General features: G+C 70.1%; 7 protein-coding genes. 6 read left to right on the forward strand and 1 reads right to left on the reverse strand.

Annotated elements, in window-relative coordinates; translation table 11 throughout:
* The first annotated feature begins 803 nt into the window (after positions 1-803).
* The 6 genes from WMF29_RS35910 (at position 804) to WMF29_RS35935 (ending at position 9,379) form a co-directional block, all read left to right on the forward strand.
* Positions 804-4,088 carry a glycosyl hydrolase 115 family protein gene (locus WMF29_RS35910; protein ID WP_437324616.1) on the forward strand — a complete coding sequence of 1,095 codons (3,285 nt, stop codon included), beginning with the start codon at positions 804-806 and terminating at the stop codon, positions 4,086-4,088.
* A gap of 288 nt (positions 4,089-4,376) precedes the next feature.
* Complete coding sequence (locus tag WMF29_RS35915; RefSeq protein ID WP_437324617.1) at positions 4,377-5,600, forward strand: glycosyl hydrolase 53 family protein; 1,224 nt, start codon at positions 4,377-4,379, stop codon at positions 5,598-5,600.
* 22 nt (positions 5,601-5,622) lie between these two features.
* Complete coding sequence (locus WMF29_RS35920; protein WP_437324618.1) at positions 5,623-6,561, forward strand: LysR family transcriptional regulator; 939 nt, start codon at positions 5,623-5,625, stop codon at positions 6,559-6,561.
* 14 nt (positions 6,562-6,575) lie between these two features.
* Positions 6,576-7,214, forward strand: coding sequence for a class I SAM-dependent methyltransferase (locus WMF29_RS35925; protein WP_437324619.1), 639 nt, complete (start codon positions 6,576-6,578; stop codon positions 7,212-7,214).
* Positions 7,215-7,723: 509 nt separating this feature from the next.
* Positions 7,724-8,497: a DUF6748 domain-containing protein gene (locus tag WMF29_RS35930; RefSeq protein ID WP_437324620.1), complete on the forward strand. Its 774-nt coding sequence runs from the start codon at positions 7,724-7,726 to the stop codon at positions 8,495-8,497.
* 345 nt (positions 8,498-8,842) lie between these two features.
* On the forward strand, positions 8,843-9,379 hold the full coding sequence (locus WMF29_RS35935) for a hypothetical protein (protein WP_437324621.1): 537 nt from the start codon (positions 8,843-8,845) through the stop codon (positions 9,377-9,379).
* A 52-nt stretch (positions 9,380-9,431) separates the two neighbouring features.
* Here the strand turns inward: WMF29_RS35935 and WMF29_RS35940 are convergent, their stop codons facing one another.
* The gene (locus WMF29_RS35940) at positions 9,432-12,428 is read right to left on the reverse strand and encodes a glycosyltransferase (RefSeq protein WP_437324622.1); all 2,997 of its coding nucleotides are present in this window, start codon (positions 12,426-12,428) and stop codon (positions 9,432-9,434) included.
* Between the last annotated feature and the right edge of the window lie 36 nt (positions 12,429-12,464).

A 12,464-nucleotide genomic window follows, 5' to 3' on the forward strand; every position in this document is an offset into this window, starting at 1 on the left:
TCTGTTGAGCGCCCGAAAGCCTCCTCTTGCAATGGCGCTGTTCTCGAAGCAGTATCGCGCCGGAACGGGCCAGCCTGGCTGTACCCCTCTCTTGGGTTATTTGTAATGAGTATTACTTATCCTTGTTCGCTTCGAGGCAGCGTGACGGATGCGGCATCTTGGCGTTTCGAATGTCGTTGCGGCGTCGCTCTCGACGGTTGCAGAGGCTCAGGGAAACATCGTTTACCGGAACAACGCCTTCTTCCCCATCGACGAGCGGAACTTCATAAACACTGTCACTCATCACCGCTGCGGTAAGCCAGGGGACGCGCGCGCCGTGCAACAGCCACCTCGATGCATGACGGCATCCACCCGCGCGCCGCGACGACGAAAATGGATGCCGACCCGAAAAATCGAGGCGATTGCGTGATCAGATCAGCGCGCTGCGGGAATTCTCCCGGGCCACACCAGCGAGGTGCAACCTGGGTGACACCCAGCCAACTTGTGCAGAGAAGGCGTACGCCGCCTCCGAGCTTCATCTGTCGCGCCGTGGTGATCACCGGGATCGCCGCGGCGTGCTCGTTCGGAACAGCGCCTCGTGATCACCGGGATCACGGTCGCGATCGCGCGGATCGCCGCAGGGATTTGGACGATTGCATAGGAGCGCCCGGCCTCAGCGCCGGAGGTCACGGCCCGTGTCCAGCGCGGGCGCGTCGACGACGCCGGTCAGCCGCATCAACGAGGGAAACACCGTTATGAGTTACGCACGCATGGCCATCAGGAAGGGTCGAATCGGATCCTCGCTACTCTGCTTGCTGCTCCCCATGTCGCTCGCTTCGCTGGCCGCCTGCGGGTCGGATGGAGCGAAGGGTGATCCGGGCGATCCGGGGGAGCCGGGCGCGCCCGGTGAGCCGGGCGAGCCGGGGCCGCAGGGCCCGCCCGGCGAGACGCCGGTGTCGCCGGTCGACCCGGTGACGGGCTCCCTGGAGAAGTACGTTTCAACCGAGGGTGGAGCGGGTCGCTTCGCCCTCGCCGTGGGCGGCAAGGTCGCTCCGCTGGTCGTCAGCGAGAGCGATTATGCGGGCGTGAACCGCGTCGTGGACGACCTCGCGGCGGACATCCAGCGGGTGACCGGGACCGCCGCCGCCGTCAGCCACGAGATCCCGGCGTCAGCGAAGGAAGTGGTCCTCGTCGGGACGGTGGGCAAGAGCCCGATCATCGATCAGCTGGTGGAGGGCGACAGGCTCGATGTCTCGGGCTTGACCGGGAAGTGGGAGACGTTCGTCACGCAGATCGTCGAGCAGCCGATCGAGGGCGTGGACCGAGCGCTCGTCATCGCGGGCAGCGACCAGCGCGGCACCATCTTCGGCGCGTACGACCTCTCCTCGCAGATCGGCGTGTCGCCCCTGTACTGGTGGGACGACGTCCCGGTGCAGAAGAAGCAGGCGCTGTTCGTGCTCCCCGGGCAGCACACCCAGGGCGAGCCGAAGGTGAAGTACCGTGGGTTCTTCATCAACGACGAGAACCCGGCGACGGGCAACTGGGCGGCCAAGATGTTCGGGCCGGGCAAGGCGGAGGGCTTCCCCGGAGGGCTCAACCACCTTTACTGGGAGAAGATCTTCGAGGTCGCGCTCCGCATGAAGGCGAACTACATCTGGCCCGCCGTCTGGGGCCGTGCGTTCGGCGAGGACGACCCGGAGAACCACGCGACGGCCACGCGGTACGGCGTCGTGATGGGGACCTCGCACGAGGCCCCGATGATGCAGGGTATCGAGGAGTGGAATCGCCACGTGGTCGCGGCGCAGAGGGATGCGGCAGGCACCATCACCAAGCCAGGGAACGATCCGTACGGCGGCACCGGCGAGTGGCGCTTCTCGGTGAACTCCGAGGCGCTGAAGAAGCACTGGACCAAGGGCATCCAGCGGATGGTCGACCAGAAGATCGAGGGCGTCGTCACGCTCGGCATGCGCGGCCCCGGCGACGTCAGCCTGCCCCCGGCGGACGGCATCCCGCTCATGCAGAATATCGTCGCGGCCCAGCGGAAGATCCTCGCGGACGTGACGGGGCAGGACGTGACGACCATCCCCCAGGTCTGGACGCTGTACAAGGAGATCCAGGGTTACTGGGACGCCGGCATCACCGTGCCGGACGACGTCACGGTGGTCTATTGCGACGACAACTGGTCCAACATGAAGCGCCTGCCTAAGCCCAGCGAGAAGCGGGCCGGCGGCTACGGCCTCTACTACCACTTCGACTACGTCGGCGGCGGCCGTAACTACAAGTGGGTCGACACGATCCTCCTGCCCAACGTCTGGGAGCAGCTCCACCTCGCCTACAACTACGGCGTGGATCGGCTCTGGGTCGTCAACGTCGGAGACTTCAAGAACGAGGAGCTCCCGCTCCAGTTCTTCCTCGACTACGCGTGGAACCCGGATCGCTGGCCGGTCGAGCGCATCGGCGACTGGGAGCGGCGGTGGACCGAGCAGCAGTTCGGCTCCGAGCACGCGGACATCATCGCCGACATCCTGCACAGCTACACGCTGCTGCAATCGGATCGCAAGCCGGAGCTGACCAACCGGAAGATCACCGTCGATTACGATCTCATGGTCAGCGCGCCCACGACCGATGTCCCGGATCCCGACACGGCCGCGATCACGTACGACGACGGCGCGAGCCCGTTCAGCCTCACGAACTACCGCGAGCTCGAGAGCGTCACGGAGGAGTGGGAGGCGCTGGCGTCGCAGGCGGAGTTCGTGGAGAGGCTCCTGCCGGAGGAGGCGCACGACGCCTACTTCCAGCTCGTGCTCTACCAGGTGAAGGCGACGGCGAACCTGTATGCGCTGCGCCTGGCAGGGTTCAAGAACAAGCTGTACGCGGCGCAGGGGCGCGCGGCCACGAACGACCAGGCGGCCGTCGCGGAGGCGCGGCTCCAGGACGATCTGGCGCTCGCCTCCTACTACAACCACGATCTCGCCAGCGGGAAGTGGGAAGGTTTCCAGACGCAGCCGCACATCGGCTACGGCGCGCCGGGGAACCCGTCCTGGCAGCAGCCCGAGTACCAGTACAACAACATCCAGGAGTTCATCTGGCCCGAGCTCGTCTCGATCGATGTCCCCGCGGCGGCGGAGCTCGGCGTGGCGATCGACGGATCGAGCAACTTCTGGACGGGTGAAGGGGCAGGCGACGGGACCACGGCGAAAGCCGTCCTGCCGACGTTCAGCCGGTATCAGACGCAGCCCGAGCAGTACATCGAGGTGTTCAACCGCGGCAGCGCGCCGCTCGAGTACACGATCGACGTCGCTCTCCCGGTCGAGTGCCCCTCCGGCTGGGCCGCGAACACGCCTTGCCCGCCGTGGCTGAACGTCTATCCGAGCCACGGTATCGTCGACAAGGAGGTGCGCGCGACGGTGAGGGTCGACTGGGTCATGATCCCCACGAACCAGACGTTCCCGGTCGATGTCCCGATCACGGTCACCGGCTCGGACGGGAGCTCGGTGGAGGTCATCGCCCGCGTCGAGGATCCGCGGCAGGTCGCGTGGAAGCCGAACCGCTTCATCGAGGCGAACGGCTACGTGTCGATGGAAGCGGATCACTACAGCCGCGCGATCGGCACGGATGACGTCGAGTGGAAGGTGCTCCCGGACATCGGGCGCACGGGGTCGGGCGTGACGCCGTTCCCGGTGACGGCCGAGACCCAGGTGCCCGGCGCCGAGTCGCCTCGCCTCGAGTACGACATGCACCTCACGAGCAGCGGCCCGGTGAACGTGTATGTCTACGTGTCGCCCAGGAACAACTTCCAGAACTGGGCCGATGGCCTGCAGTACGCGGTGTCGTTCGACGACGGTCCGATCCAGAAGGTCAACACGAGCTACGCCGTCGAGCTCAACGGCAACGGCAACAAGATCTGGGAGCGGCACACCTCGGACAACGCCAACATCATGCGCACCAAGCACACGATCGCTGCGGCGGGTGACCATACGCTGAAGGTGTGGATGGTCCACCCGGGCGTGGTCGTCCAGAAGATCGTGGTGGACGCCGGTGGCGTGAAGGAGAGCCTCCTGGGTCCGCCCGAGAGCTACTGGATGGGCAAGGGGCCGGAGCAGCAGTAACACATCGTCTGTGAGCATTCCGAGGGCCCGCCGCGCACACGCTGTGCGGCGGGCCCTCGCCATTGATGGGCCCGGGCGCTGGCGCTGTCTTGAGGTCGCGTGAGCTCAGCGGCATCAGCTGCATCCCTCCAGCCGCTGCGGCAGGCCTGTCGACAGCGGATCTTTCTACCGGCGGCGCCGCGATCGCGAGCGCGCCCTCTTCGTGCGCCGTGATCGCGCGAATGGCCAATGGTAGGATCCTCGCCGGGGTCAGGGATGCTGCGACAGAAGCTTGGATGGATGGGTGTGATGGCGCTGCTCCCGGCGCTCTCCGCGTGCGGTGAGAGCTCGGGGGCCGGGGCGGCCGGCGGGGGCGGCGCCGCTCAGGCCGCGTCGACGGGCGCCGAGGCGTCCACGGGGAGCGGAGCTGGCGGCGCGAGCGGCAGCACGAGCGGCAGCGGAGCCGGCGCGGGTGGAACGTCCGCGAGCACCGGCGGCGCGGGCGCGGGGGGCGCAGGCGGCTCGGGCACGGGCGGGAGCGGAGGCGACGGGACGCCGGGCGCGCCCCAGGGCTTCATCCTCGGCGCGGACATCTCCTGGGTGCAGGAGCGCGAGGCCGGAGGCAAGGTGTTCCGCGACATCGACCCGCGGACGGGTGAGCTCGTCGAGAAGGACATCCTCGAGATCCTGAAGGCGCACGGGTTCAACTGGATCCGCCTGCGCCTGTTCAATGACCCCACGGCGGTGTACGCCGACGCGGCCGTCGACGACGACCCCTACTCGCCAGAGGGCTTCTGCGATCTCGAGCACACGATCGAGATGGCGCGGCGCGTGAAGCGAGCGAACATGGGTTTCCTGCTCGACTTTCACTACAGCGACGTGTGGGCCGACCCCGACGATCAACACAAGCCCGTCGCCTGGACCGATCTCGAGGGCGACGCGCTGGCGAGCGCCATGCGCGAGTTCACGCGGGACGCGATCGAGCAGCTGAGCGCCGCCGGCGCGCGGCCGGACATGGTCCAGATCGGCAACGAGATCCCGCAGGGGCTGCTGTGGCCTGACGGCTTCGTCACCGGGCAGGCGTTCCAGGGGCTGGGCTCGCTCCTGAAGGCCGGGATCCAGGGCGTCAAGGACGCCGACGACACCATCACCGTCATGCTGCACCTCGACCGCTGCGACGACAACGCGGCGACGCGCTGGTGGGTCGACGGCGTGCGCGGGCAGGGCGTCGAGTTCGATGTGCTCGGCCAGTCCTGTTACACCGAGTACCAGGGGCCGCCCTCGGGGTGGAAGGCGAACTTCGATGATCTCGTGAAGCGCTATCCCGACCTGAAGTTCGTGGTGGCGGAGTATTCGTGGGAGAAGCGCGCCGCCAACGACCTGATGTTCAACCTCCCGGACAAGCGCGGGCTCGGCACCTTCATCTGGGAGCCGACCGAGTGGCACGAGCGCATCTTCGCGCCGAGCGGAGATATCATCGAGAGCATGATCGCTCCCTATGATCAGATGAAGGTCGACTACCAGGGATTCTAGCGGCGCCGTGGACTGGGACGACGTGCGCCATTTTCTCGCTCTCGCTCGAACGGGCTCCGTCCGCGCGGCGGGCTCGATGCTCGGCGTGAGCCACTCGACCGTGGCGCGGCGGGTCGAGGCCCTCGAGGCGCGGCTCTGCGTGAAGCTGTTCGACAGGCACCGCGACGGGTACCAGCTGACGGACGCGGGCAACGAGATGGTCTCGGGGGCGGAGCGCGTCGAGCGGGAGATGGCCGCGCTGGAGCGCGGCATCGCCGGGCAAGACGCGCGGCTCGAGGGGCCCGTGCGGGTGACCTGCACCGACCCGTTCATCGCGAAGATCCTCCTCCGCGCCCTGGCCGGCCTCTGCGAGCAGCATCCAGGCATCGAGCTCGAGCTGGATGCCGACGCCAAGAACCTGGATCTCTCGAAGCGCGAGGCCGACGTCGCGGTGCGCGCGCTCTTGCCCGGCGCGTCCCCGCCGGAGCACCTGATCGGGCGGCGGCTCGCCCCCATCACCCTCTGCAGCTACGTCGCGACCGCGCACGCTGCCCGGCTCGACCCCGAGCGCGGCGCGCGCCCCGCGCGCTGGCTCGGATCCAGCGTGCACAGGATCGTCAAGGAGCTCGTCGCGTCGTCGAGCTATCCCGAGGTTCCGATCTGGGGCACGTTCGAGTCGATGGCGATCATGATGGAGGCCGCGCACGCGGGCCTCGGCTTCGCGATGTTACCCACGTACGCCGGCGATCCGGAGCCCGGGCTGCAGCGCCTCGCGAGGCCGGACCTGCGCCACGTCGCCGATTTCTGGCTCCTCAGCCACCGCGACCTCCGGGACAACGCGCGCCTGCGGGCCGCGCGCGAGGGCATCACCGCGGCGATGACGGAGCGCGCGGCGCTGTTTCGCGGCGAGGCCGAGGGGTGGCGCGAAACTGCGCCCCTGCGTCACGAAACTGCACCGGGCGCAGCCGCGCCGCGTGCGTAGATTCATCGACCACCATGACCACCATGACCGCCGACGCCAAGTTCTGGGACGACCTCGCCGAGAAGTACGCCGCCAAGCCGGTGGCGAACGTCGCTGCCTTCGAGCGCAAGAAGGCCATCACCCGCGAGCGCCTGCGCCCGGCCTCGACGGTCCTCGAGATCGGCTGCGGCACCGGCTCGCTCGCCCTGGAGATGTCGCCGTTCGCGGGCCACATCCACGCGATGGACGTCTCGGGCGAGATGATCCGCATCGCCAACCAGAAGAAGCAGTCCCAAGGCGCGACCAACGTCACCTTCCGCCAGGGCACGCTGGACGGACCTACCCCGTACGAGCCCGAGCACTTCGACAGCGCCTGGGCTTACTCCATCCTCCACCTCGTCCCCGATCGGAGGCGCACCCTCAAGACGATCTTCGACCTCCTCAAGCCGGGCGGCTCGTTCATCTCGTCCAATGTCTGCCTCGGCAGCACCTGGCTACCTTACGGCGCGATCATCACGGTGATGCGCTGGTTCGGGAAGGCGCCGTTCGTCTACACCTACGATCGCGAGACGATCCTCCGCGAGATGCGCGAGGCAGGGTTCGTCGAGATCGAGGAGAGGGACGTTGGTGCTGGGAAGATGGTTGCGTTCCTCGTGGCGAAGAAGCCGGGGTAGGACGCAGCTCGCTGCGACCGACCCTCATGCGGCCAGCCAACCCTGGTCCCGATTCGAGATCGGATGCTCCCCGCGGCGCTCGGCCACGGAGGACGGGGATGCGCGAGCAACGATAGCGGCAAAATCCGAGTCAGAACCGCGGCAAGAATCGGCGCGATCCCGTGCCAGCATAGTTCGTCAAGCTCTCCGTAAAGCACCGATGAGCTTGGGGGACAGTCCCCTACAATCCACGTCACTTCAGGTGGATTTCGCGACGCCTCGTTGCTCGTCGAATTCTTGCTCCGACCCGCTTTTCACTCGGCAGGTCTGCTAGCACACTACATTCATTCGCTGGAGCCGATCGTCTCCGGGCGAAGCACGGCGAGCAGGTGGCAGGGCGGCAGGAGCGTACCGTGCTCACGACAGCTCGCCCCCTCGACGCGTGGAAGCCCATGAAGGCGCCCAGAGCTTGCGGACCGGCCCGGGCGCTCGCATCCACGTCGACCCGTGTCCGCTCCTGGAGAACACCGATGTTCAACCTCACCCATCATCGCCTTTCGCTGCTGACCTTGCTCGGCGTGCTGGCCGTGCCAGCGCTCGCCTGCGAAGCCCCGCGCGAGGGCGGCCTCGCGGGGGACCTCGCCCAGTCCGAGCTCGACGTCGAGGACGATGTCGGCGCGCTGGCCGCGGCCGAGGTCGCCGTGGCGGACTATTTCATCGCGACCCATCCTGACTACCGAAAATGCGTCGCGCCGATCTGCGGCGGCCATTTCGTCGCTCGCGTCAACACCAGCGTGACCCGCTGCGCCGATGGGACTTGGCAAGAAGAATGCCACATGTTCGAGCTGGATCTGTCCGGGCTCGGCCTCGACCGCTCGACCGAGGCCAAAGCAAGAGAGGCGTTCGGCGCCGGGCAGGCGCTGGTCCGCGGCGGCCTGAAGCAGGTCGCGCTCGGCGACCTGCGGTCGCGGCCGGCTGACGTCCTCGTCGCCAGCGAAATCTGGCTCGGGGCGACGGGCAATACGCCGAACGGCCACTTTTCTCGGGTCGACAGCACCGGGATCGTGTGCGTGACGTATCCCTGTCCCTCCTTCTCCGAGCATGGCCTGAACACCGACCTGAGCGGTCCGCTCGACGGCGTCGATCTGTCCGCGTCCGGGGCCACGGCGAAGCAGGTCGAAGGCGGCATGAAGGCGCTCTCCACGGCCGGTCTGCTCGTCGCCGGCCAACATGCGATCGTCACCGGTCCGGCAGGCTCGATGAACCGCCTCGACGCGGCGGAGTTCTACCTGCGCCTGAAGTGATGATGCCGGCCCTCTCGTGTCTGCCCGTGCCCGCCAGGATGCAGGGCCGACGCGCCCGCGCCCGATAGCATTGTTTCACCTCTCGAACGCCGCCGTTCCAGCTCGCTGTCTGGTGTCGCCCACCGTGTCGCCGCATACTCTGGACATGATCCTGGCGCGGTTGCCGGGCGGGGCGGATCGGATGCGCCTGCCTCCGGACCTCCGGCTGCGGCGGGCTCATCTTGTGGCTCGCCGGTGCAGAGGGCATGACGGAGGATGGAACCTGGCCTCGCGCTTGGCTTGGAAGTTAACTCAACATAACAACACATTGGCAAACCAATGAAACACATCTATCAGATGACACCCATGCGCGCCCTGCTCTGCAGCCTCGTCGCCGGAGGCATCTCGCTGAGCGCACCCGCTCAAGCTCAGACGGTGTTCGGAGTCTACGAAGGAGAATCTTGCCCCGCAGGATACACGCCGCTCGCCCCAGTCGACGCCTTCTGGACGTTTCTCGCCCGCTGCGATGAGCTCCCCTATTCAGGGGTCTTTCGCCTCGCAGACGGGGCTTCGATAGATGGCCCGTGGAACAACTGCCAGCAGCACGCCAACGATACCCGCGAGCTGGAATACACGCTCTGCAAACCCAACTACCAGCTCTTTGACATTGACGGGACCACCTTTGCGGTGGTGAGAGGCGGAGAGCAGTGCCTGGAAGGCTTCGAGCACGTGGACTTCGCTACCGCCTCCGCCTACTCGGATGAGATATGCACTCACGTCGGGTACTGGGGGATCGCGAGGATCGGCGGAGGGGGATCGATCGACGGTGTAGGTTACGGTTGCGGCATCCGCGCGACCGACTCTCGCCAGCTCGGTGATGCCATCTGCGTAGAAATCGAGTGACCCCCCCCAACCAGAGGCAGCTGGCGCGATCCCTGCCGACCTGGCGAGCATCTCACCTCGCCCGCGCGTCCCGCCCGCCCAGGCACACGCCCACGTAGTCGGCGACCATCCTCTCCAGCGAGAACCGCTCCCGCGCGCGCTCCCACCCCGCCGCCCCCATGCGCGCCCGCCGCGCCGGATCGGCGCCGAGCTCCACGAGCGCCGCGGCGAGCGCCTCCGCGTCGCCCGGGGGCACCAGCCGGCCCGTCACGCCGTCGTCCACCTGCTCGGACATGCCGCCGACCGCGGTGGCCACCACCGGCAGCCCCTCGGCCATCGCCTCCAGCGACGCGTTCGGGCACCCGGCGGGCTCGGCGATCAGCGCGAACACGTCGAGCTCGCGCAGGAACGCGCGCGTATCGGCGAGCTCGCCGACCCACTCGACCGGCAGCCCCGCCGCCATCCGCCGCAGCCCCTCGGCGTACGCCTCGGCGCCGCGCTCCACGCCGCCCGCGATGCGCAGCACGTGCGGCGGCAAGCGCGGCGCCGCGAGGCGCAGCGCGGCGAGGAGCTCGTCGAGCTTCTTGTGCGGGTGGATCCGCGCCGCCGTCCCGATCGCGAGCAACGCGCGCCCGCCGCCGGACGCGCGCTGCTCGGGCGCTGGCGAACACGACGCCGCAACCGGGCGCGGGCAGAGCGCGACGCCGTTCGGCACGACGTGCGCCGGCGCCCCGAGCACCTCGGCGGCGAGCGCCGCCTCGGCCCCGTACTTGACGATCACCCCGGCGAGGCGAGCGCCGTAGTCGCGCGGCGCGCGGTAGGGCAGCCCGCGGCGCGGCGACGCGAAATACCGGCGCAGCGAGGCGAAGTACATCTCGCCCGGGCTGATGTCGAAGAGCGGGACGTCGAGCAGCCCGTCGGCCAGGAGCACCTTGTGCTCGGCGATCACGTTCCACATCAGCACGGCCTCGGGCGGGTCCTCCTCGATGGCGCGCAGCAGCCGCTCCACCGCCTCGGCCGGCTCGATGTCGGCCGGCGGAGGCACCGCCAGCACCGGGATGCCCGCGGCCTCGAGCGCGCGCCGCCCCGGCGTCGGGTACTCCGGCTGCTCCTCGATCACGGCCGCCCGGCCGCGCACGCCGGCCGCCGCGAGGCCGAGCAGCAGCCGGCGCGCGCTCGACTGGGCCCCGCCCATCGAGAAGTTGTTCGTGACGAGGAGCAGCCCGTCGCCCCGGCGCAGGCCGCGGTTCCGCGCGATCGCCCGCGGGTAGAGCCGCGCGTAGCCCTCGGCCATCCGCGCGAGGCTGAAGTGCCGCGCCACGACCTCCCGGCCGCTCGGCGGCCCTACGCCGGCGCGCGACTCCGCCGCGACCTCCCGGCCGCCTGTCGACGGGTCGCGCGCATCGCCAGCGGCGCCGGCGCGCGCCGCGGCCACGATCGCCCCGACGAACCGCTCGGGCGCGGCGTCGAGCGGCAGGTGGACCATCGCCGGCGTCTCGGCCGCGATCTCCGCGGTGCCGCCGGCCCCGGTCGCGACGACCGGGAGGCCCGCCGCGAGCGCCTCCAGGTGCGCGAGGCTCAGCCCCTCGTGGGCGCTCGGCGACACGAGGACGTCGGCCGCCGCGAGCAGGCCGGCGACGTCGCCGACCGCCCCCGCGAAGCGCACCTCGGCGCGCAGGCCGAGCCGGTCGACCTCGCGCCGGATCTCCGCCTCCGCGGCCAGCGCCTGCTCGCTGCCGGGCGAGGCGCTCCCGGCGATGACGAGCCGAGCCGCCCGCGGATCACCGGCCGCCGCCAGCGCGGCCCGCGTGGCAGCGAGGATCGCAGGCAGCAGGTGCAGCCGCTTCTGCGGCCGCGGGTTCGCCACGGCGAGCAGCACGAGGTCGTCCGGCGCGATCTCGAGGCGCCTCCGCCACGCCGCGGCCTCCGCCGACCCGGATCGGCGCACTGCCTCCGCCGACCCGACGCACTGCCCCTCCGCCGCCTCGGCCCGGCGCGCCGCCTCCGCAGGCGGGAGGTCGATGCCGTTCCAGACCGTGCGCGCCGGGATCGGCAGCGCGCGCTCCGCGAGCTCCGCCTCGACCGCGCGCGCGCACGCAACGAGCAGCGCCGCGTCGTCCGCAGCCAGTCGATCCAGGCCCGCCGGCCAGCCTGCAGCCACGTTGTGCACCGTCACGAGCGGCCGGTACCCGCGCGCGGACAGCCGCGCGAGATCCTCGGCGTCGAGCAGGTGCGCGTGCGCGAGATCCGCGCCCCACGCGGCGAGCCCGCGGGCGAGCGCGTCGAAGCGCGCCTCCCGATCGCCGCGCGCATCGGACAGATCCAGCGCCCCCGGCGGCGCGGTGAACGTGGCGCGGGTCGGCCGGTACACCGCGCAGACGAGCGAGCGCACGCCGCGCCGCGGCAGCTCCCTGGCGAGGTCGATCGCGATCCGCTCGGCGCCCCCCTGCTGCAAGCTGGTCACCACCTGCGCGACCCGCGGCGCCGCGTCGTCGCACACGTCGAGCGGCGCGTGCCGCACCACGCGCGCCCGCCGCGCCCCGAGCTCGCCCTGGAGCGCGGCGTCGAGCGGCTCGCCCGCGCCGAGCCGCGCCGCGACGCCCGCGGCGAGCGCCCCGTCGAGGTACACGCTCGCCGCGCGGGGCAGCCCCGGAGCGCGGCGGGCGCGCGCGGCGCGGCTCAGCTCGCCGCCCGTGGCGCGCAGCAGCTCGGCCCACGCCGTGGCATCGGCGTCGGCCCACACCGTGGCGTCGGAGCGCGCAGGGACGACCGCCGGCAGATCGATCGGCGCAAGGACGGCGCCGAGCGCGCAGAGCGGCAGCCCGGTGTCGCTCGGCGGCGGGAACGGGTCCGGCTCGAGCGTCGCGGAGGGCGCAGGCCAGGCGCCGCCGCGCACGAGCCACACCGGCCCCGCCGCGAGCTCCTCCGCCGCGGCCGCGAGCGGCGCCGCCGTGAGATCGACCGGCGCGAGCCCGGCGAGCCGGAGCGCGCGCAGCGTGCGGCCGGCACGGGCGCGTTGCGCGGGCGCCTCGGCGAAGACGGCGCAGAGCGGGCGGCGCATGCGGGACATGCGAGACATGCGAAACATGCGCGATCGCGCGGCGCG

It is taken from the genome of Sorangium sp. So ce381, from assembly GCF_051473845.1.
Taxonomy (GTDB): Bacteria; Myxococcota_A; Polyangia; order Polyangiales; family Polyangiaceae; genus Sorangium; species Sorangium atrum.